This window comes from Mesorhizobium neociceri (assembly GCF_013520985.1).
In the GTDB taxonomy this organism is placed as follows: Bacteria; Pseudomonadota; Alphaproteobacteria; order Rhizobiales; family Rhizobiaceae; genus Mesorhizobium; species Mesorhizobium neociceri.
Genome location: NZ_JACDTY010000010.1, coordinates 50,016 through 70,026 on the forward strand (window position 1 = coordinate 50,016; position 20,011 = coordinate 70,026).

The 20,011-nt window shown below is 64.3% G+C and carries 19 protein-coding genes and 1 pseudogene; 13 read left to right on the forward strand and 7 right to left on the reverse strand.

Features of this window, described 5'->3' with window-relative positions; translation table 11 throughout:
* Nucleotides 1-81 precede the first annotated feature (81 nt).
* On the reverse strand, nucleotides 82-1,584 hold the full coding sequence (locus H0241_RS20170) for an ATP-binding protein (RefSeq protein WP_181059446.1): 1,503 nt from the start codon (nucleotides 1,582-1,584) through the stop codon (nucleotides 82-84).
* A gap of 138 nt (nucleotides 1,585-1,722) precedes the next feature.
* Nucleotides 1,723-2,366, reverse strand: a pseudogene (locus tag H0241_RS20175) (glutathione S-transferase family protein).
* 151 nt (nucleotides 2,367-2,517) lie between these two features.
* Between H0241_RS20175 and H0241_RS20180 the strand changes: the two are divergent.
* Both H0241_RS20180 and H0241_RS20185 read left to right on the forward strand, forming a co-directional pair.
* Complete coding sequence (locus tag H0241_RS20180; RefSeq protein WP_181059447.1) at nucleotides 2,518-2,748, forward strand: hypothetical protein; 231 nt, start codon at nucleotides 2,518-2,520, stop codon at nucleotides 2,746-2,748.
* Between the two features lie 74 nt (nucleotides 2,749-2,822).
* The gene (locus tag H0241_RS20185; RefSeq protein WP_181059449.1) at nucleotides 2,823-3,077 is read left to right on the forward strand and encodes a DUF982 domain-containing protein; all 255 of its coding nucleotides are present in this window, start codon (nucleotides 2,823-2,825) and stop codon (nucleotides 3,075-3,077) included.
* 27 nt (nucleotides 3,078-3,104) lie between these two features.
* Here H0241_RS20185 and H0241_RS20190 read toward each other — a convergent pair whose 3' ends face one another.
* A complete protein-coding gene (locus H0241_RS20190) occupies nucleotides 3,105-3,590 on the reverse strand; it encodes a hypothetical protein (RefSeq protein ID WP_181059451.1) in 486 nt (161 codons plus the stop codon).
* Between the two features lie 188 nt (nucleotides 3,591-3,778).
* Here H0241_RS20190 and H0241_RS20195 point away from each other — a divergent pair, with 188 nt between their 5' ends.
* Together H0241_RS20195 and H0241_RS20200 are read left to right on the forward strand one after the other, a co-directional pair.
* Nucleotides 3,779-4,144 carry a RidA family protein gene (locus tag H0241_RS20195; protein ID WP_181059453.1) on the forward strand — a complete coding sequence of 122 codons (366 nt, stop codon included), beginning with the start codon at nucleotides 3,779-3,781 and terminating at the stop codon, nucleotides 4,142-4,144.
* Between the two features lie 88 nt (nucleotides 4,145-4,232).
* A complete protein-coding gene (locus H0241_RS20200; RefSeq protein WP_181059455.1) occupies nucleotides 4,233-5,456 on the forward strand; it encodes an amidohydrolase/deacetylase family metallohydrolase in 1,224 nt (407 codons plus the stop codon).
* Nucleotides 5,457-5,649: 193 nt separating this feature from the next.
* Here H0241_RS20200 and H0241_RS20205 read toward each other — a convergent pair whose 3' ends face one another.
* Entirely contained in the window at nucleotides 5,650-7,440 is a 1,791-nt protein-coding gene (locus H0241_RS20205; protein WP_181059457.1) for a flavin-containing monooxygenase, read from the reverse strand.
* Nucleotides 7,441-7,843: 403 nt separating this feature from the next.
* Here H0241_RS20205 and H0241_RS20210 point away from each other — a divergent pair, with 403 nt between their 5' ends.
* From H0241_RS20210 to H0241_RS20235, 7 genes are all read left to right on the forward strand, one after another.
* Complete coding sequence (locus tag H0241_RS20210; protein ID WP_023669708.1) at nucleotides 7,844-7,933, forward strand: K(+)-transporting ATPase subunit F; 90 nt, start codon at nucleotides 7,844-7,846, stop codon at nucleotides 7,931-7,933.
* 24 nt (nucleotides 7,934-7,957) lie between these two features.
* Entirely contained in the window at nucleotides 7,958-9,661 is a 1,704-nt protein-coding gene (gene kdpA, locus H0241_RS20215) for a potassium-transporting ATPase subunit KdpA (protein WP_181059459.1), read from the forward strand.
* A 10-nt stretch (nucleotides 9,662-9,671) separates the two neighbouring features.
* Nucleotides 9,672-9,881, forward strand: coding sequence for a hypothetical protein (locus H0241_RS35425; protein WP_210285007.1), 210 nt, complete (start codon nucleotides 9,672-9,674; stop codon nucleotides 9,879-9,881).
* On the forward strand, nucleotides 9,878-11,971 hold the full coding sequence (kdpB, locus tag H0241_RS20220; RefSeq protein ID WP_181059461.1) for a potassium-transporting ATPase subunit KdpB: 2,094 nt from the start codon (nucleotides 9,878-9,880) through the stop codon (nucleotides 11,969-11,971). The genes H0241_RS35425 and kdpB overlap by 4 nt, the downstream gene beginning before the upstream one ends.
* A gap of 11 nt (nucleotides 11,972-11,982) precedes the next feature.
* Entirely contained in the window at nucleotides 11,983-12,549 is a 567-nt protein-coding gene (kdpC, locus tag H0241_RS20225; RefSeq protein WP_181059463.1) for a potassium-transporting ATPase subunit KdpC, read from the forward strand.
* 67 nt (nucleotides 12,550-12,616) lie between these two features.
* Entirely contained in the window at nucleotides 12,617-15,352 is a 2,736-nt protein-coding gene (locus tag H0241_RS20230; RefSeq protein WP_181059465.1) for a sensor histidine kinase, read from the forward strand.
* Nucleotides 15,349-16,041 (forward strand): response regulator transcription factor, encoded by a 693-nt coding sequence (locus H0241_RS20235; protein ID WP_181059467.1) that lies wholly within the window; start codon nucleotides 15,349-15,351, stop codon nucleotides 16,039-16,041. Before H0241_RS20230 ends, H0241_RS20235 begins: the two co-directional genes overlap by 4 nt.
* A 254-nt stretch (nucleotides 16,042-16,295) precedes the next feature.
* Here H0241_RS20235 and H0241_RS20240 read toward each other — a convergent pair whose 3' ends face one another.
* On the reverse strand, nucleotides 16,296-16,874 hold the full coding sequence (locus H0241_RS20240) for an invasion associated locus B family protein (protein ID WP_181059469.1): 579 nt from the start codon (nucleotides 16,872-16,874) through the stop codon (nucleotides 16,296-16,298).
* A gap of 196 nt (nucleotides 16,875-17,070) precedes the next feature.
* Between H0241_RS20240 and H0241_RS20245 the strand changes: the two genes are divergently transcribed.
* Nucleotides 17,071-17,373, forward strand: coding sequence for a hypothetical protein (locus H0241_RS20245; RefSeq protein WP_235984382.1), 303 nt, complete (start codon nucleotides 17,071-17,073; stop codon nucleotides 17,371-17,373).
* Between the two features lie 121 nt (nucleotides 17,374-17,494).
* The gene (locus H0241_RS20250; protein ID WP_181059471.1) at nucleotides 17,495-17,971 is read left to right on the forward strand and encodes an NUDIX hydrolase; all 477 of its coding nucleotides are present in this window, start codon (nucleotides 17,495-17,497) and stop codon (nucleotides 17,969-17,971) included.
* Between the two features lie 3 nt (nucleotides 17,972-17,974).
* On the opposite strand, the gene H0241_RS20255 is transcribed toward H0241_RS20250, so the two are convergent.
* On the reverse strand, nucleotides 17,975-18,826 hold the full coding sequence (locus H0241_RS20255) for a citryl-CoA lyase (RefSeq protein ID WP_181059473.1): 852 nt from the start codon (nucleotides 18,824-18,826) through the stop codon (nucleotides 17,975-17,977).
* Nucleotides 18,823-20,001 (reverse strand): CaiB/BaiF CoA transferase family protein, encoded by a 1,179-nt coding sequence (locus H0241_RS20260; protein ID WP_181059475.1) that lies wholly within the window; start codon nucleotides 19,999-20,001, stop codon nucleotides 18,823-18,825. Before H0241_RS20260 ends, H0241_RS20255 begins: the two co-directional genes overlap by 4 nt.
* Nucleotides 20,002-20,011 lie beyond the last annotated feature (10 nt).

The window sequence follows — 20,011 nt, forward strand, 5'->3', positions numbered from 1 at the left end:
TGCGATTCTCGGAAAGCCATCATAATTCGCCGCGTGCCGATCGGCGAAACACATCTTGTTCAGAACCGCCCCTCGCGTCGGTTACAGCGCCAAACTCCCCTGCTCCGCTTCCGCCGCATTGGGATCGCCCGGCGCCGTTGCCCAGGCGAGCTCGACCAGCGTCACGGTGCGGCGGCCAGTGCCGTCGAGCTGGCAGACGATGAGCCCCTGCTCCTCGATATAGGTGAGCAGCCGCCGGGCGCGGCGCAGCGAGTGCGAACCGTAGGCACGCGCGATCGCCGCGTCGCTCGGGCACGGCCAGCCCTCCTTGGCGGCGCGCGCAATCATCATGAACACGCCCTGCATGTCCTCGGGCAGCAGCGACGCGCGCACGGAAACATCCTGCCAGGCGTCGTCGCCTGCCATGTCGGCGCCGAGCCCGGCGCGGGCGCGCGTCAGCATGCGGCGGAATTCGGTGAGGTCCGGCACCACCGAAGCAAGGCCTTCGATGCGGCAGCGGACCACGAACTCCTGGTAGAGCACGCCGATGACCCGAAAGCCGGCATCAGGCTCGGCCAGCACGGCGCGCAGCACGCGGTCGACGCGCCCGCGCCGCTCAGCCAGATCCTCGGCGCTGATTGCCGGCTCCATCGGCTCGGGACGTATTTCCAGCGCCGCCGACTTTGCCGCCATCAGCTGGTCGAGCAGGTCCGGCGATGCCACCCGGCGCGGCGCGCGCATCGTCTCGGGCGGCGGCGCCGCCAGGATGATCGCGCGAGCGTCCTCAAGCGCTGATTCCGGCATCGCCATCAGCCGCGGCGTGCCGTTGCGCGGACTTGTCTCGGTCTGGCCGATGCGCACGCCCAGCGGACGGCGCGACAGCGCCGGACCGAGCGCCATGAAGTGCCCGCGCTCGAGGTCGCGAAATGCTTCCGCCTGCCGCCGCTCCATGCCCAAAAGGTCGGCGGCGCGCGCCATGTCGATATCGAGGAAGGTGCGGCCCATGAGGAAATTGGACGCTTCCGCCGCGACATTCTTGGCGAGCTTGGCCAGCCGCTGCGTGGCGATGATGCCGGCAAGGCCGCGCTTGCGACCGCGGCACATCAGATTGGTCATGGCGCCGAGCGAGAGTTTGCGCGCTTCGTCTGAAACCTCGCCGGCCACCGCGGGTGCAAACAATTGCGCCTCGTCGACCACCACCAGCATCGGGTACCAGTGTTCGCGCGCAACCTCGAACAGCCCGCCGAGGAAGGCGGCGGCGCGCCGCATCTGGTTCTCGGCGTCGAGCCCCTCGAGATTGAGCACGGTGGAGACACGGTGGATGCGCGCCCGCTCGCCGGCCGCCTGCAAGCCGCGCTCGGTGTGCTCCTCGGCGTCGATGACCAGATGGCCGTAATGGTCACCCAGCGAGACGAAATCGCCTTCGGGGTCGATAATGGTCTGCTGCACCCAGGGCGCGCTCTGCTCCAGGAGCCGGCGCAAAAGGTGCGATTTGCCGGAGCCGGAATTGCCCTGCACCAGAAGACGGGTCGCCAGCAGCTCCTCAAGGTCGAGCGCCGCCGGCGCGCCCGCCGTCGTCTGTCCCATCTCGATGGCTACGGTCATGTCACGACTCTCCTTGAGGAGAGGGCTTATCAACCTGACCGCAAGCCGTCGAGCGCGCCATGATCGCCCGCCCAGTGTTCCACACCTATGCTGCCAAAGCGCCACACCTCAGCCGACCTAACCCGTGGGAAGGCCGCCTCAAGCGGGCTTTACCGGCGGCAAAAGCGGTGCTTCCAGCCCATCGAAAGGGTCGCGCCAGGCCTCAATGGCTTCGAGCCGGTGATACCAGCCGGAAACGCTGGGATAATCGCCCAGCGGCAGGCCAGCGACATCGTTGAAGGGCAGGAATGTCGCCATGCGGAAATCAGCATAGGAAGGCGACTTGCCCACCAGCCATTCTCGCCGGGCAAGCTCGGCCTCGAGGATCGCCGCCGCAATGCCGAACTCCGCCAGCCCGTCCTCGACCTTGCCCTGGTCGATCGGGCCAATCCCGTAGCGCTGCTTGGTTCCGCGCTCGAAATGCACGGTGTCGCAGGCCCTGACGAAATTCTCCTTGCCCCAGCTCAGCCAGCGGATCATGTCGGGTTGGTCGTCGCCGCTGCGCCAGAAATCCGAGCCCACCTGCCGCGAGAGACGGCAGGCTATGGCGTCGGCTTCCCACAGGCTGCCGCCCGGCCATGCCGGTATAGGGACGGAAAGATTGGGATTGAGCGGCCGGAACCGCTCGGCCTGCCCCGGCGCGAAGGGTGCCGCGAACTCAAATTCGACCCTTGCCTGCAGATGCCGCGCCGTCGCAACGGCGAGGCGCGGATCGGGGTTGCGGCCCTGAAGAAAAGTTTCATATCTGGGCAGCCCTTGGACGCCGTTTTTTCGATCCTATCAAACACGCAAACGTGCCCTCTCGGCAATCTGGTCGGACCATGATTCCGCTGGCGCAAGCCGCCGTTCAGCGTATCATTCCTGCGGGAGAGGGTTATTGGCAGGAGGAAGCCAATGAACGTTGTAGCAAACGTACCTGTCATCGACCTGACAGCCCAGAACCTTGTTTCCTCTGTGCTTTCCAAATTCCGCGCCGGCGATACCATCTCGACCAGGGCAGCGCTCGACGCCATCCGCCGCATGGATCCGACCTGTATCGACAGCGACGACGATCTGGTCGAGAGGATCGTCATGGCGGCAATTGGTAAGACCATGGCAGTCGTGTTCGACCACCGCTCCCGCTAGCCCTGTGGAACGAAACGCGGATTGCGCCGTTTCGATTGTCTTCAAGTTCGAGTTGAGTTCCAGGAGTAGCGTCAATGCGCGATGAACAATTCGACGTTCCCGTGACCATCGAAAGCGAAGGCAGCGGTCTGACCGTTACCGGGACGATCCAGGCAGCCTCCCTACTGGTCGACGGTTGGCCGGACGAAGAGCGCGGCCCGAAATACCGCTCCGCGCTGAAAGCGATGATGGATGCGATGGAGCAGCGTCGCGCGGTCGGCACGGCGCGCCGAGCTTTTACAGCTGCAGCCCGGGAAGCGCATTTGGTCGTGCGCGAAGGCCGGCACTAGCCCGACGCCAACAGCGCGGCGCGCGCCTCAGCTTCCCAGGGGATGCGGCATGTAGCCGACGAAGCCGGCGATCTTCCAACGCCCCGACACTTTCCTGCAGAAATACAGCGTCTGCCATTTCAGCCTGTCGACGCTGCCGTCGGCCTTGGCCACCGAACCGTTGAACTTCTTGTGCAGCACAGCGCGGTCGCCATCGACATCGATGTCGCGCATGTTGGTGACGCGAAACAGCGCCTCGCGCAACGGTTCGGCGAATTTGGTCGCCGCCGTCTCCTTGGCCTGGCGCAGCCACTCGTCGCGATAGACGGCAAGTGATGGGAATTGCAGCCGCCAGGCGTCGGCGTCGTTGAGGAAATGCGCGTGCATGCCAAAGAAACTGTCGGCGATGAAATCATTCTCGACCATCGACCAGTCCTGGCCGATGAAGGCATCGATGTCGCGCCGCACCAGCATTTCCCAGAGCGCGTGACGATCGGCGTCGCCTTCCGGAAACGGGTTCTTGTCGAAGGTCATTGAAAAAATCTCCTGTCGGGAAAATGCGACGCGCGAAGATGCTGGCGGTGCCCTGATAAAGCAACACGCATCTGGAAAAATCTTGCTTTCCCAAAACGCCGCTATGAGGATCATGGGGAGAGGCGTAGAGCGAGCGGCTGAAACGGAACCGCAGGCGTGATCCGCCAAGTGTGAACAGGAGTTTTCCCTTGCCCAAGCAGTGTTTCGGAACATCCCATGTGCCGCTGTCGCCGGCGGTGCGCGCCGGCGATTTCGTCTATATCTCCGGTCAGGTGCCGGTCGACGCCGACCGTATCGTGGTCAAGGGCGGCATTACCGAGCAGACCGAGCAGGTGTTGCAGAATGTGAAGGCAGCGCTCGCACTGGCCGGCTGCACCATGGACGATGTCGTCAAGACCACGGTCTGGCTCGAGGACGCGCGCGATTTCGGCGCCTTCAATGCGGTCTACGCCAAGCATTTCCCGAGCAATCCGCCGGCCCGCACCACGGTCGAATCGCGGCTGATGATCGACATCAAGATCGAAGTCGAAGCCGTCGCCTATCGGCCGGTTTAAGACATACAGAGCATCATCCCGAAAGTGGTAGCCGGTTTTCGGAAAAGATCATGCTCAACTAACTAAAGACACACGGAGGCAGGCGCCGATGCAGTTCGATCTCCTGATCAAGGGCGGCCGCCTGATCGATCCGGCCTCGGGCGTGGACGCAGTGCGTGACGTCGCCATCACCAATGGCCGCGTCGCGGCCATCGAGGCCGCGATCGATGCAGAGCACGCCACGCAGGTCGTCGACGCCAGGGACTGCATCGTCACGCCCGGCCTCATCGACCTGCACAGCCATGTCTACTGGGGCGGCACTTCGCTCGGCGTCGACGCCGACCGCCTGGCGGCCAAGAGCGGCACCACCACCTTCATCGACGCCGGCAGCGCGGGTGCGGGCAATTTCCTCGGCTTTCGCCGCCATGTCATCGAGCGCTCGAAGGTGCGCATTCTCGCTTACGTCAACATCTCCTTCGCCGGCATATTCGGCTTTTCGCAGACCGTCTCGGTCGGCGAATGCAGTGACCTCAGGCTGTGCGAGCCGCGCGAAACGGTGGCTGCGGTGCGCGAGCACGCCGATGTCGTCGTCGGCGTGAAAGTGCGTTCCGGCAAGCATGCCGGCGGCACCAGCGGCATTGCGCCGGTCGACCTCGCGCTGGAAGCCGCCGACCAGGCCGGCCTGCCGCTGATGGCGCATATTGACGAGCCGCCGCCCGGCCGCTCCGAAGTGCTGCCGCGGCTGCGAAAGGGCGATATCCTAACCCATTGCTTCCGGCCGTTCCCCAACGCGCCGGTCTTCGCCTCCGGCGCCGTGCGGCCGGACATGCGGTTGGCCCGCGAGCGCGGCGTCATCTTCGACATCGGCCACGGCATGGGATCGTTCGACTTCGAGGTGGCAAAAGCGATGCTGGCCGAGGGTCTGGCGCCGGACGTGATCTCAAGCGACGTGCATCTTTATTGCGTCGACGGCCCCGCCTTCGACATATTGGTCTGCATGTCGAAGCTGATGGCGCTCGGCATGCCGCTGGTCGAGGTTTTGCGCGCCGCGACGCAACGCCCGGCCGAGGCGATTGCCAGGCCGGATCTCGGCACGCTGAAGGTTGGCGGTGTCGGCGATGTGGCGGTGCTGAGGCTGCGCCCCGGCCGCTACACCTTCGTCGATGCTGTCGGCGCAGCACTTGTCGCCGACCAGCGGCTCACCTCGGAGGGGATCGTCATCGGTGGTATCTGGTGGCCGAACGAGGACGGCGATTACAATGAGACCGAGAGGTTCGAACCGCATGCGGCGCATACGCATGTCGAGGTTGCTGCGAGGCATTTCGGGCGATGATTGGCTGATCTCCCCCCTCGTGGGGGAGATGCCCGGCAGGGCAGAGGGGGGCGCGAAGGAACGCTGACCTTCGGCGTTCTACGATCAATCAAGAACGGTTGACGACGCATTTCTAGTCAGCCGAAACCTCAGCGGGACAGCGCCCCCCTCTGGCCTGCCGGCCATCTCCCCCACGAGGGGGGAGATCGCAGCTTCACCGCTGCACATTACTCACCGCCCCATAAACCGGCGTCGCAATCCCTTCCATCCGCGCCTTGATCTGCAGCGCCACATATTTCGAGTAAAACCGCGACAGCGCGAGGTTGCCGCCGTGGAACCACAGCGCGTCCTGCGCGGTCGGCTTCCACATGTTGCGCAATTCGGCTTGCCACGGACCTGGGTCGCCCTTGACGCCGGAGCCCAGGCCCCAGCATGGCCCGACCTTGTCGGCGACCTCGCGCGAGACGATGGCTGCCACCGTTTCGTTCATCGACTGGTAGCCGGTGCACGAGATGATCGCGTCGACCGCCAGTTCGCTGCCGTCGTCGAAGAGAATGCCGCTCGGTGTCAGCGACTTGATGCCGACGCCGCTCTTCACCTTGATCTCGCCGTTGATGATCAACTCGCAGGCGCCGACATCGATGTAATAGCCCGAACCGGTGCGGTAGGCCTTCATCAACAGCCCGGTCTCGTCCTCGCCGAAATCGATGGCGAAGCCGGCGGCGCGCAGCCGGTCGTAGAAGGCAGCGTCGCGTTCCTTGATCACCTCGTAAAGGTCCCGCTGGCCCTTGGGCACCAGCGCGAAAGGCGTCGAGGCGACGATCAGGTCGGCCTTGTCGGTGCTGATGCCGCGCGCCAGCGCGTTTTCCGAAAAGATCTCGAAGCCCACTTCCATCAGCGTGTCGGATTTCGCCACCGTGGTCGGCGACCGCTGGATCATGGTCACATCAGCGCCACTTTCCCAGAGATCGACGCTGAGATCGTGCCCGGAGCTTGCCGCGCCGATGACGGCGACCTTTTTGCCGCGGAATTTTTCGCCGCTGGAATACTGGCTGGAATGCAGGAGCTCGCCTTTGAAGGTCTCGGCGCCAGGCAGCGCGATCTTCCGGGGCGGGCCATAGGCGCCGGTGGCAAAGACGATGTGCTTCGGCTTCAGCGTGATGTGCCGGCCGACGCGGTCGACCACCACCGTCCACACTTGCTCGGCCTCGTCATAGCTGGCGCTGACGCATTTGGTGGCGACCCAGTAATTGAGCTCCATCACCCTGACATACATCTCCAGCCAGTCGCCCATCTTGTCCTTGGGCGTGAACACCGGCCAGTTCTCCGGGAACGGAATGTAGGGCAGATGGTCGTACCAGACCGGATCGTGCAGCACGAGCGAACGATAGCGGTTACGCCAGGAATCGCCGGGGCGCGCATTCTTCTCGATGATGATGGTGGGCACGCCGAGCTGCCTCAGCCGCGCGCCAAGCATGATGCCGCCCTGGCCACCGCCGATGACCAGACAGTAGGGCTGCTCGGTGGCGCCGAGGTCTCGCGTCTCGCGCGCTCGCGCCTCCGCCCAGGTCTCGCGCGCAGGATCGGCCTTGTGGCGAATGCCGAGCGGCCGCGCCGGACCCTTTTGTTCCTCGAACCCCTTGAGTTCACGCATGGCCGTGAACAGCGTCCGGCAGCGGCCATCCCTGAGGCGCAGGATGCCTTCGCCGCGCGCGACAGACGTTTCGAAGCTGAACCAGGCCTCGACGATGCCTTCGCCCGAAGTCGCCTCACCCGACAGCATCCAGTGTGAGGGCTTTGCCGTCGCCAGTATCGCCTTCAGCATCTCGCGGATGGCGTCGCGGCCCTCCATGGTCGTTATGTTCCAGGTGAAGGTCAGGAGGTCGCGCCAGTAGCAGTCCTCGACGAACAGGGTGGCGGCAGCCTCCGCGTCGTCAGCTTCAAGCGCCCGCGCAAGGGCGGAAAGCCATGTGGACGCCTGTTTCGATGGGGCTATGTCGAGCATCTGTTCTTCCCTTGTTTTACGCTCTCATTGTTTCGAAAGACGGCGCCGCCGCAAGGGGCCGCGATATCAAGGCATCGGTTTTTTGGGCAGCCCGGAAGCGAGCCATCTGCCGGAAATCTTTATAGGAATTTTATATCTTTCCTCCGCGGCCCGTCTCGAACCTTTATGGCGATCGGGTCCATATTCCACTTCGAGCAAAACGCTCCGAACGCCGTAGCCTTCGAAGCTACGGCGGGTCGTTCTCATGGAATTTATGGCCTGCCAGCGGCTGGCGCCAAATACAAGCAGAAGCAAGGACCAATAAGAATGGACGTTGTCGTCATCGGGATCGACGTTTTGTTTTTCGCTGTTTCCCTCGCCTACATCAAAGCCTGCGACGCGCTTTAAGCGGAAGGATCACACCATGCTTGTCGATTACATCCTCGGTGGCGGCGTGACCTTGTTCCTGCTCGTCTACCTGACATACGCCCTCGTTCGTCCAGAACGCTTCTGACGCAAGGCACGGAAAGCTATTCTCATGACACTCAACGGATGGATACAGATCCTCGTCTATTGCGGGATCGTCGTTTTGCTGGTGAAACCGCTCGGCGGCTACATGTACCGCGTCTTCAACGGCGATCGCACGTTCCTGTCGCCGATACTTGGCCCGGTCGAGCGTGGCCTTTATCGCATTTCGGGAACCAGTGAACGCGAGGAGCAGCACTGGACGACCTACGCGGCAGGCATCATCTTCTTCAGCTTGGCCTCCTTCCTGGTGCTGTATTTTCTGCAGCGCCTGCAAGCCGTGCTGCCTTACAATCCGGCTGGTATGACGGCGGTCGAGCCCAGTCTCGCCTTCAACACCGCCGTCAGCTTCGTCACCAACACCAACTGGCAGAATTACGGCGGCGAAAGCACGATGTCCTATCTCGTGCAGATGGCCGGCCTCACCGTGCAGAACTTCATGTCGGCGGCCGTCGGCATCGCCATTGCGGTGGCGCTGATCCGCGGCTTTGCCCGCGCCTCGGCAAAATCGATCGGCAATTTCTGGGTAGATATGACCCGCTGCACGCTCTACATCCTGCTGCCGCTCTGCATAGTGCTGACGCTGGTCTATGTCTGGCTCGGCATGCCGCAGACGCTCGGGCCTTACGTCGATGCCACCACGCTGGAAGGCGCCAAACAGACGCTGGCGCTCGGCCCTGTCGCTTCGCAGGTCGCCATCAAGATGCTCGGCACCAATGGCGGCGGCTTCTTCAACGTCAATGCCGCGCATCCGTTCGAAAATCCCGACGCGATCTCCAATCTGATCCAGATGGTGACGATCTTCGCGCTCGGTGCTTCACTCACCAACGTTTTCGGCCGCATGGTCGGCAACCAGCGTCAGGGCTGGGCGATCCTGGCCACGATGGGTGTGCTGTTCATCGCCGGCGTCGCCATCTGCTACTGGGCCGAAGCCGCCGGCAATCCGCTGGTTCACGCGCTCGGCATCGACGGCGGCAACATGGAAGGCAAGGAGACCCGCTTCGGCATTACCGCCTCGGCACTGTTCGCGGTCATCACCACGGCTGCCTCGTGCGGCGCCGTCAACGCCATGCATGATAGCTTCACGGCCCTTGGCGGCTTGATCCCGATGGTCAACATGCAGCTCGGCGAGGTCATCGTCGGCGGTGTCGGCGCCGGCTTCTACGGCATCATGATGTTCATCGTCGTCGCTGTCTTCGTTGCCGGCCTGATGGTCGGCCGCACGCCCGAATATCTCGGCAAGAAGATCGAGGCCAAGGAGGTCAAGATGGCAATGCTCGCCATCCTCTGCCTGCCGCTGGCGATGCTGACCTTCACCGCCATCGCCGTCGTGCTGCCAAGCGCCGTGGTCTCGATGGCCAATGGCGGTCCGCACGGCTTCTCCGAGGTTCTCTATGCCTACACCTCGGCGGCGGCCAACAACGGCTCGGCCTTTGGCGGCCTTTCCGGCAACACGCCCTGGTACAACATCACGCTTGGCATCACCATGCTGATGGGCCGCTTCCTGGTGATCATTCCCGCACTTGCCATTGCCGGCTCGCTGGTGGCGAAGAAGACCGTTCCGGCCTCGGCCGGCACCTTCCCGACCGATGGTCCGTTGTTCGTCGGCCTGCTCGTCGGCGTCATCCTGATCGTCGTCGGCCTGACCTTCTTCCCGGCACTGGCGATCGGACCGATCGTCGAGCACCTGGCTGCCATCAACGGGCAGACCTTCTGAGAAAACGGCCATGTCATGGTTCAACCGAAAGCGCAGGAAGGGCCGGCCGCGAGCCGGCACCGAGGGGGAGGAAACTCCTCCTCCCTTCCCCAGCGTGTCCACCTTCCTCGGCCTCGCGGCAGTCATGATCGTGATCTGGCTGCTGGCCTATGGGCCGCCTTTCTCGGCATCCGATCGATCGATGCCGGCCAACAGTTCAGATACTGGAGCCACCAAATGAGCCAGTCCAAATCCGCGGTCATCATGGATGCCCGCATCCTGTGGCCCGCCATCGGCGGCGCCTTCAGGAAACTCGACCCGCGCACCCTGATCAAGAACCCCGTGATGTTCGTCGTCGCCATCGTCTCAGCTCTGACCACGGTCCTGTTCGTCAGGGACCGCTTCACCGGCGGCGGCGATTTCGGCTTCACACTGCAGATCATCATCTGGCTGTGGTTCACCGTGCTGTTCGCCAACTTCGCCGAGGCTGTCGCCGAAGGCCGCGGCAAGGCACAGGCCGACTCGCTGCGCAAGGCGCGCACCGAGACCCAGGCCAAGCTTTTGTCCGGCGAGGATCGCTCGAAGTTCAAGCTAGTGCCCGGGACCAGCCTGAAGGTCGGCGACATCGTGCTGGTCGAAGCCGGCGACATCATCCCCTCCGACGGCGAGGTGATCGAAGGCGTGGCCTCGGTCAACGAGGCGGCGATCACTGGCGAGTCGGCACCCGTCATCCGCGAATCCGGCGGCGACCGTTCGGCGGTAACCGGCGGCACGCAGGTTCTGTCCGACTGGATCCGCGTGCGCATATCAGCCGCTTCCGGCCACACCTTCCTCGACCGCATGATCTCGCTGGTCGAAGGCGCTGCCCGCCAGAAAACGCCAAACGAAATCGCGCTCAACATCCTGCTCGTCGGCATGACGCTGATCTTCGTGCTCGCCACCGCGACGATCCCGAGCTTTGCCTCCTATTCCGGCGGCTATATCTCGGTGACGGTGCTGGTCGCGCTGTTCGTCACCTTGATCCCGACCACCATCGGCGCCCTGCTGTCGGCCATCGGCATTGCCGGCATGGACCGCCTGGTGCGCTTCAACGTGCTGGCCATGTCGGGACGTGCCGTGGAAGCCGCGGGCGACGTCGACACGCTCTTGCTCGACAAGACCGGCACCATCACGCTCGGCAACCGCCAGGCCACCGAGTTCCGCCCGGTCAAAGGTGTCACCGAGCAGGAACTGGCCGATGCGGCGCAGCTCGCTTCGCTCGCCGACGAAACGCCGGAGGGACGCTCGATCGTCGTGCTGGCCAAGGAGAAATACGGCATACGGGCCCGCGACATGGCGACCTTGCATGCTACTTTCGTGCCCTTCGCCGCGCAGACCCGCATGAGCGGCGTCGACATCGACGGCTCGTCGGTGCGCAAGGGCGCGGTCGATTCGGTTCTCGCCTATGTCAACCAGTCGACATCGGCCACTCATAGCACGCGCCCCGGCGTCGACACTGTCCGCGACCTGCAGGCGATCGCCGACGAGATCGCCAAGTCGGGCGGCACACCGCTGGCGGTCGAGCGTGACGGCCGCCTGCTCGGCGTTGTCCACCTCAAGGACATCGTCAAGGGCGGCATTCGCGAGCGCTTTGCCGAACTGCGCAAGATGGGCATCCGCACCGTCATGATCACCGGCGACAATCCGATGACGGCGGCGGCGATCGCGGCGGAAGCCGGCGTCGACGACTTCCTCGCCCAGGCAACGCCCGAGGACAAGCTGAAGCTGATCCGCGACGAACAGGCCAAGGGCAAGCTGGTCGCCATGTGCGGCGACGGCACCAACGATGCCCCGGCGCTCGCCCAGGCCGATGTCGGCGTCGCCATGAACACCGGCACGGTTGCCGCCCGTGAGGCCGGCAACATGGTCGACCTCGACAGCGATCCGACCAAGCTGATCGAGATCGTCGAGATCGGCAAGGCGCTGTTGATGACGCGCGGCTCGCTGACGACCTTCTCGATCGCCAACGACGTCGCCAAATACTTCGCCATCATCCCGGCCATGTTTGCCGTCTTCTACGTCGCGCCGGGGCATACCACCGGCCCGCTGCAGGCGCTCAACATCATGCATCTGGCAACGCCGCAGAGCGCCATCCTGTCGGCCATCATCTTCAACGCGCTGATCATCATCGCGCTGATCCCGCTGTCGCTGAAGGGCGTCAAATACCGGGCCATCGGCGCCGGCGCCCTGCTCAGCCGCAACCTTCTCGTCTACGGCCTCGGCGGCATCATCGTTCCCTTCGTCGGCATCAAGGCGATCGACATGATCGTCACCGGCCTCGGCCTCGCTTAAGGAAGAAATCCATGCTTACCCAGATACGACCCGCGATCATTATGATCGTCTTTTTCACTGTGCTGACCGGCCTGATCTACCCCTTGGGGATGACCGGCATCGCCCAGGCGCTGTTTCCGCGCCAGGCCAATGGCAGCCTGATCGAGAAGGACGGCAAGGTCATCGGCTCCGAACTGATCGGCCAGGGCTTTGCCGGCGACAAATATTTCCATGGCCGCCCTTCGGCCGCCGGCGACGGCTACAACGCCGCCGCCTCGAGCGGCTCCAATCTCGGCCCGACCAATCCCAAGCTGGTCGACCGCATCAAGGCCGATGCCGAAAAGCTGAAGGTGGAGAACCCGAACCAGCCGGTGCCGATGGATCTGGTGACGACCTCCGGCAGCGGCCTCGACCCCGACATCAGCCCGGACGCCGCCTATTTCCAGGTGGCCAGGGTGGCCAAGGCCAGGGGCTTTGACGAAGCCAAGGTCAAGGCGCTTGTCGACAGCCATGTCGAAGGCCGCGAACTCGGCTTCCTGGGCGAGCCGGTGGTGAATGTGCTGGCGCTCAACCTGGCGCTGGACGATACCAAGCAATGAGAGACAGTCTTTTGAAGCTGACGCCGGGGATCGACACCACCCCCGGCGCCGTTCATGATCGAGCCTGATGCCGGACGACAGAACCACCGATAACAGACCCTCTCCGGACGCGCTGCTTGAGCATGCGGAACGGGAAGAGCGCGGCCGTCTGCGGATATTCCTGGGCGCCGCACCCGGCGTCGGCAAGACCTACGAGATGCTGATGGCCGGCCGCGCCAGGCTGGCGGACGGCGTCGACGTGGTGATCGGCATCGTCGAAACCCACGGCCGCAAGGAAACCCTGGCGCTGGTCGAAGGTTACGAGGTCATCCCGCGCCAGAAGGTCAGCTACAAGGACCGCGCGCTGGACGAGATGGACATCGACGCCATCCTGGCCCGCCGTCCGGCACTGGTGCTCGTCGACGAACTTGCCCACACCAACGCGCCCGGCAGCCGCCACCCCAAGCGCTATCTCGATGTCCAGGAACTCCTCACGCGCGGCATCGACGTCTACACCACGCTCAACATCCAGCATGTCGAAAGCCTGAACGACGTCGTGGCGCAGATCACCCGCGTCAGGGTGCGCGAGACGGTTCCCGACTCGATCATCGACCAGGCCGACGACATCGAGATCATCGACCTCACGCCCGACGACCTGATCAAGCGGTTGAAGGAAGGCAAGGTCTATTTCCCCAACACTGCTCAACGCGCGGTCGAGAACTATTTCTCGCCCGGCAATCTGACGGCGCTTCGCGAACTGGCACTGCGCCGCACCGCCCAGCGCGTTGACGAGCAGCTGCTCAACCACATGCAGTCACATGCCATCCAGGGCCCTTGGGCGGCGGGCGAAAGGGTGCTCGTCTGCGTCGACGCGCGTCCGGGCGGCGCCGCCCGCATCCGCTATGCGCGCCGGCTGGCCGACCGGCTGCGCGCGCCCTGGACGGCGCTGCATGTCGACACGCCGCGCTCGGCCGCCATGTCCGAGGAAAACAAGGACCGGCTGGCGACACTGCTGCGCCTTGCCGAGCAACTCGGCGCCGAGGTGATGACCATACCGGGCCAGAACGTTGCCCAGGACATCGTGCGCCATGCGACGGCCAACAACTTCACCCACATCGTCGTCGGCAGGCCGACCCGCTCGCGCTGGCGCGAACTGATCGAGGGTTCGCTCACCTACGATCTCATCCGCAATGCCGGCGACATCAGCGTCCACGTCATTTCGGGAACCGACCGGGGCAACGAGCCGGCCTCGAGGAACGTCAAGACGGCGGATGAGCAATGGCAGTTCGATGTCTGGCCCTATCTCAAGGCCACGGCCTTCGTTGCCGGCTCGCTCGGGTTCGCCGCGCTGCTCGACCAGTTTCTCGACGTTCGGAATCTCGCGATCATCTTTCTCATCGGCGTGCTGACATCGGCGGTGGCCGGCGGTCTGTGGCCGGCTTTGTATGCCTGTGTGGCCAGCGCCCTTGCCTTCAACTATTTTTTCCTCGAACCGCGCTACACGCTGACGATCCGGGATCCGGAAAGCATCGTGGCGCTCGCCGTCTTCCTCGTCGTTGCCGTCATCGCCAGCAATCTGACGGCGCGCATGCAGCGCCAGGCGGTCGCTGCCCGCTCACGCGCCCGAGCGACGGAGGACATCTACCTCTTTTCAAAGAAGCTCGCCGGCGCCGGCACGCTCGACGACGTGCTGTGGGCTACAGCCTTCCAGATCGCCTCGATGCTGAAGCTGCGCGTGGTGCTGCTTCTGCCGGAAGACGGCACGATCACCGTCAAGGCCGGTTATCCCCCCGACGACACGCTGGCCGAAGCCGACATCGCCGCCGCCCGCTGGGCCTGGGAGCACAACCGTGCCGCCGGCCGTGGTGCCGATACGCTGCCCGGCGCCAAGCGCCTCTATCTGCCCTTGCGGACGGGCCGCACGGCCATCGGCGTCGTCGGTCTCGACAACGACAAGCAAGGGCCGCTGCTGACGCCGGAACAGCAGCGCCTGCTCGACGCGCTGGCCGATCAGGCGGCAGTCGCCATCGAGCGCATCCAGCTGGTCGCGGACGTCGACCGCGCCAAGCTGGCGGCCGAAGCCGACCGTTTGCGCTCGGCGCTGCTGACCTCAATCTCGCATGATTTGAAGACGCCGCTGGCAGCCATCATGGGTGCGGCCGGAACGCTGCGGGAATACGCCCCGGCATTGCCTGAACAGGATCGGGCGGAGCTGCTGACCACCGTGCTCGACGAATCGGAACGGCTGAACCGCTTCATCGCCAACCTGCTCGACATGACCAAGATCGAATCCGGCGCCATGGAGCCGAATTTCGCTCTCCACTATGTCGGCGATATCATCGGCTCGGCCTTGCAGCGGGCGCGCAAGATCGTCGCCGGGCACAAGACCGAGGTCGATATTCCAGCCGACCTGCCGATGCTGAAACTCGATCCCGTCCTGTTCGAGCAAGTGCTATTCAATCTGCTCGACAACGCCGCGAAATACGCGCCGCCGGGGTCGACGATCCGGCTGCAGGGCTGGGTCGACAATGGCTCCGTCGTGCTGCAGGTCATGGATGAGGGACCGGGCATTCCGCCTGCCGACCTGGAGCGGATCTTCGACAGCTTCTACCGGGTGCGAAAGCGCGACCAGGTCCAGGCCGGTACCGGGCTCGGCCTGTCGATCTGCCGCAGCTTCATCGAGGCGATGGGCGGCACGATCACGGCGGCGAACCGCAGCGACCGCCCGGGTGCCGTCTTCACCATCCGGATGCCGAGGCCGGCTGAAACATCCGGCATGGGTGTGTCAGGGGCGGACGAACAAACATCTGGTGATCCGGCATGACAAATTCCAACGTCAGCATATTGGTGGTCGATGACGAACCGCCGATCCGCAAGCTGCTGCGCGTCGGCCTCGGCAGTCAGGGCTATGCGGTCAGCGAGGCGCCCAACGCCAGGGCCGCGATCGAGATCGTCGATACGGAAAAGCCGGATCTGATCCTGCTCGATCTCGGCCTGCCCGGCATGGGCGGCCTCGACCTCTTGCGCAAATGGCGCGACGACGGGCTCGACGTCCCCGTGGTCATCCTGTCCAGCCGCACCGACGAGGCCGGCATTGTCGCGGCACTCGAACTGGGCGCCGACGACTACATCACCAAGCCCTTCGGCATGAACGAGCTGGTCGCCCGCATCCGCGTCGCGCTGCGCCACAAATTCCAGCAGCGGGGCGAAAAGCCGGTGTTTCAGACCGGCGATCTCAGCGTCGACCTGGTCAAGCGCATCGTCAAGGTCGAGGGCAAGGAGATCAAGCTCTCGCCGAAGGAGTACGACATATTGCGCATCCTGGTGCAGCACGCCGGCAAGGTTCTCACCCACCATTTCCTGTTGAAGCAGGTGTGGGGCGATTCGACCGACGTGCAGTATCTCAGGGTCTATGTCCGGCAGCTCCGGCAGAAGATCGAAAAGTCACCCGACCAGCCGCGCTACATCACCACCGAGACCGGCGTGGGGTATCGGCTGCGCGAGGTTGAGTAGTAGCAGGTAGGCGCAAGCCGTGGTGGTTGGCCGAGGCCCCTCAGCTTCGTCATCCTAGGGTGGAGCAGTCGCGAAGCGACGTCGCGGAAACCCTAGGATCCATGCCGCTGCCCAGGCAGAGGATCGCAGCGGAGAAGAATTCTGCACCGCTGCGGCGCTCATGTGTCACGGCATGGATCCTGGGGTCTGCGCCGCGTCGCTTCGCTCCTTGCTTCGCCCCAGGATGACGAGCGTTGGAGTGCTGGCGCCCAAAACTAGTCCGCCGATAATTCCGCGGTTCGGGCCAGCGCGCCGCCAAAGCCGTTGAGCGGGATGGTAAAGCTCACCGCTTGCCCGGTGTCGGCGGCGAAGGCGTCGATCTTCAGCGTGGTGCCGGCCTTGAGCAGCGGCGTGACACTGGCGTCGAATGCCACCGGCACCAGGCAGCCGACGGCCTGACAGGTGTTGAACGGCAGGCTGCCATCCAGCTTCTGATCGTCGATGGTCAGGCTGACGCCCTTGGCCAGCGCCAGGCCGAACGGCAGCGCCAGCGTTCCGGCAGCATCCTCGCCGCTCTTGCTCGACAGCTCGATCGCCAGCAGGCGCTGGTTGGATTGCTTGTTGAACTGCTGATGCGACAGGCTGCACGCCTTCATCGTGCCCGTGATCTGGCAATTGACCGTCCAGTCGCCATGGGTTTCGGACAGCGCAGACGCGCCGCCGGGCAGCGTCGGACCGGCAGCAGCGGCCGCAGGTGCTGCCTTGTCGGTCTTGGTCCGCGCGGCGACCGCCGCCGGGCCAAGAATACAGACACTGCCCAGTAGCGCTGCGAAATATACTTGCCTGCTTTTCATCAATATGCTCCCGATTCTGCCTCGAGCCAGCCGCCATCGAGATCAAGGTCCGCGCCCGATAGAGCGTTCAATCGATCTTTTCTGTCAAGGGCGGGCAGGTCGCTTCCGCTCCTGGTTCTGCTGATTTCGGCGGCCCATGGCAGATCGGGACGAACGCCCTATATAGGGAAGGTTATGTCTGTACGGGAATGAACGGATGTCGACGCTTCGCTTATCGACAATTCTGATGTCAGCAGTGCTGGCGGCGGCGACGCTGCCCGGCATCATGCAATCTGCTGCGGCGCAGTCCGTTAATCCCAATTCCAACCGGCTGATCCAGCAGAACCAGTTGCAGCAGTTGCGCAACAGCTTTCAACGCCAGCAGTTCCAGCAGCAGCAGCAGCAATACCGCGACCAGGACCGCCAGATCGTGCCGCAACCGCGCCCTGAAGTGCCGGTCGTCAGGCAAAGCTGCCCGATTCAGATCGTCAACAATCAGATTGTGCGCGTTTGCCGTTGATATCGGTCGCTTGCGATTTACTTAGTCGACTTATCTAATAAAATGCCTCATTGCCCTCGCGGGCATTTTTGGGGTTTGCAGGCGGCGTGCGGCGGTGCGCCCGCCGACCGGGTTTCAGCAAATGGCGACGACGAAGAAAAAGGCGGTGCGCAAGGCAAGGCGAGGCGAACGCATTCGCCAGGTCGCCGCCATACCCTTTCGCCTGAATGAACATGGCAATTTCGAAGTGATGCTGGTGACGTCGCGCACGACGAAGCGCTTTATCGTGCCCAAGGGCTGGCCGATGAAGGGCAAGAGCGGGCGCAAGGCCGCCACGATCGAAGCGCGCGAAGAAGCCGGCGTGCTCGGCAAGACACGCAGGCAGCCGGCCGGCAGCTATTCCTACTGGAAACGGCTGGAAAACAATTTCGTCCGCGTCGACGTCGTCGTCTACCTCCTGGAAGTGTCCGAGGAACTGGCCAATTGGCAGGAAGCCAAAAGCCGCCAGCGCGCCTGGCTCAAGCCGCGAGACGCGGCATTGCTCATCGACGAGCCCGATCTTTCGACGCTGATGGCAAATCTGGCGACGCCTTTGCCCACGGCATCAGACCCGGCCTGAGCCTCACTTGCCCTCGTCACCTTCAGCAGGAAATGGCCGCACGGGCGTGCCGGTATAGGCCCACAGCCATTCGCGCGGCAGCGGCCCCTTGTTGCGGTCGCTCTGCTGCGACTGTTCCCAGGCATGCGCCAGGATGCCCACCGAACGCGACAGCACGAACAGGCCGCGCGTCAGCGGCGGTGGAAAGCCGAGCTCGCCATAGATGACCGCGGTGGCGCCATCGATGTTGAGCGGTATCTTCTTGCCCTTACGCCGTGCGACCTCCGCCTCGACGGCCTCGGCGATGTCGGCGAAGCGCCCTCCGACGACGCCGCGCGCGGCAAAATCGCGGGTCACCTCGATCAGCCGCGGCGCGCGCGGATCGATCGGATGGAAGCGATGGCCAAAGCCCGGCACATAGCCTTTCTCCTCGGCGAAGAAGCGATCGAGCCGCGCCGAGACCGCTTCGCCGAGCGCAGCGCCCTGGTCGAGCGCCACGGCGATGTCGCCGTAGAAGGACAGCGCCTGTTCGCCGGCGCCGCCATGCACGTCGCCCAGCACGTTGACGGCCGAAGCCATGGCGCTGTTGATGCCGACGCCGCAGGTGATGGCCATACGGGCAATGGCGATCGACGGCGCCTGCGGTCCGTGATCGACGGCCGCCCCCAGCGCAATGCCGAGCAGCGCCGCCTGCTGCTCGCTGGGCAATTCGCCGCGCAGCATCAGCCAGATGACGGCCGGAAAGCTGACGCGGCCGATCAGATCCTGGATTTCATAGCCGCGCAGCCGGATGATGCCGGGGCTCATCTCGATGATGCCGGTCTGCCACCATTCCTCGCCGCGCTCGCGGCCGGTCTTTTTCTCCCCCTCGCTCACGCGCTTCTCCTGGCGCGCGGCGGCAAGTCGGAAAAAACCTCGTCCATATGCTCGCCGAGCACAGGCGGCGGCAGGACCGGCAAGGGTGCCGCGCCATCGACCATGAAGCCGCCGCGCACGACGGTCAGCGGCTGCTCCATGCCGGGCAGACCCTGGAACCGCGTGGTCATGTCGCGCTCGGTCACCTGGCGCTCCTCCAGCACCTGCGGGATCGTCAGCACCCTTCCTGCCGGCACGCCGGCGCGGTTGAATTTTTCCTCCCAGGCAACAGCCGAGGCGCTCGCGAGCGCTGCCTCGATCAGCACCTTCAGCGCTGCGCGGTTCTGCTTGCGGGTCTCGCGTTCGGCAAAGCGCGAATCCGACGCCAACTCCGGCTGGCCGATCAGCTGGCACAGCGTGACGAACTGCTCCTGCTTGTTGGCCGCGATGTTGAGCAGACCGTCGCCGGTGCGGAACGCACCGGAGGGCGCGGCCGTCATGTTCTCATTGCCCATCGGCTTCGGTTCGACACCGGCGGTCAGATAGTTGGACACCGGCCAGCCCAACGCCGACAGTGTGCATTCGAGCATCGAGACATCCAGAAACGCGCCCTCGCCCGATGTCTTCTGCTTCACCAGCGCGGCGGCAATGGCGAAGGCCCCGACCAGCCCGCCCAGCGTATCGGCAACCGGGTAGCCGACCCGCAGCGGCGCCGTCTCCGGCGTGCCGGTGATGCTCATGATGCCGGAAAGCCCCTGGATGATCTGGTCGTAAGCTGGATTGTCGCGCATCGGCCCGGTCTGGCCGAAACCCGATATGGCGCAATAAACGAGACCGGGACGAACCGCCTTCAGCGCTTCATAGCCAAGACCCAGTCGCTCCATCACGCCGGGACGAAAATTCTCGACCAGCGCGTCGGCCGAGGCAACCAGATCGAGGAAACGCTCGCGATCGGCCTCTTTCTTCAGATCGAGCACCACCGATCGTTTGCCGGCGTTCTGCGCCAGGAACGAGGCACCCATGCCGGCCTGGTTAAGTTTCGGCGAGGCGCCGAGCTGACGTGCCAGGTCGCCGCCTCGCGGCGCCTCCACCTTGATCACGTCAGCGCCGAGCAGCGCCAGCTGGTAGGCGCAATACGGCCCGGCCAACACATTGGTCAGGTCGAGCACGCGGATGCCGGCAAGCAGATCGGTCATGATGCTCCAG

Coding starts and splice junctions, on each gene's coding strand:
- H0241_RS20250 (WP_181059471.1), top strand. CDS start 17,495: ATGGCGACGACGAAGAAAAAGGCGGTGCGCAAGGCAAGGCGAGGCGAA.
- kdpB (WP_181059461.1), top strand. CDS start 9,878: ATGAGCCAGTCCAAATCCGCGGTCATCATGGATGCCCGCATCCTGTGG.
- H0241_RS20185 (WP_181059449.1), top strand. CDS start 2,823: ATGCGCGATGAACAATTCGACGTTCCCGTGACCATCGAAAGCGAAGGC.
- H0241_RS20245 (WP_235984382.1), top strand. CDS start 17,071: ATGTCGACGCTTCGCTTATCGACAATTCTGATGTCAGCAGTGCTGGCG.
- H0241_RS20235 (WP_181059467.1), top strand. CDS start 15,349: ATGACAAATTCCAACGTCAGCATATTGGTGGTCGATGACGAACCGCCG.
- H0241_RS20240 (WP_181059469.1), bottom strand. CDS start 16,874: ATGAAAAGCAGGCAAGTATATTTCGCAGCGCTACTGGGCAGTGTCTGT.
- H0241_RS20260 (WP_181059475.1), bottom strand. CDS start 20,001: ATGACCGATCTGCTTGCCGGCATCCGCGTGCTCGACCTGACCAATGTG.
- H0241_RS20210 (WP_023669708.1), top strand. CDS start 7,844: ATGCTTGTCGATTACATCCTCGGTGGCGGCGTGACCTTGTTCCTGCTC.
- H0241_RS35425 (WP_210285007.1), top strand. CDS start 9,672: ATGTCATGGTTCAACCGAAAGCGCAGGAAGGGCCGGCCGCGAGCCGGC.
- H0241_RS20205 (WP_181059457.1), bottom strand. CDS start 7,440: ATGCTCGACATAGCCCCATCGAAACAGGCGTCCACATGGCTTTCCGCC.
- kdpC (WP_181059463.1), top strand. CDS start 11,983: ATGCTTACCCAGATACGACCCGCGATCATTATGATCGTCTTTTTCACT.
- H0241_RS20230 (WP_181059465.1), top strand. CDS start 12,617: ATGCCGGACGACAGAACCACCGATAACAGACCCTCTCCGGACGCGCTG.
- H0241_RS20190 (WP_181059451.1), bottom strand. CDS start 3,590: ATGACCTTCGACAAGAACCCGTTTCCGGAAGGCGACGCCGATCGTCAC.
- H0241_RS20180 (WP_181059447.1), top strand. CDS start 2,518: ATGAACGTTGTAGCAAACGTACCTGTCATCGACCTGACAGCCCAGAAC.
- H0241_RS20170 (WP_181059446.1), bottom strand. CDS start 1,584: ATGACCGTAGCCATCGAGATGGGACAGACGACGGCGGGCGCGCCGGCG.
- kdpA (WP_181059459.1), top strand. CDS start 7,958: ATGACACTCAACGGATGGATACAGATCCTCGTCTATTGCGGGATCGTC.
- H0241_RS20200 (WP_181059455.1), top strand. CDS start 4,233: ATGCAGTTCGATCTCCTGATCAAGGGCGGCCGCCTGATCGATCCGGCC.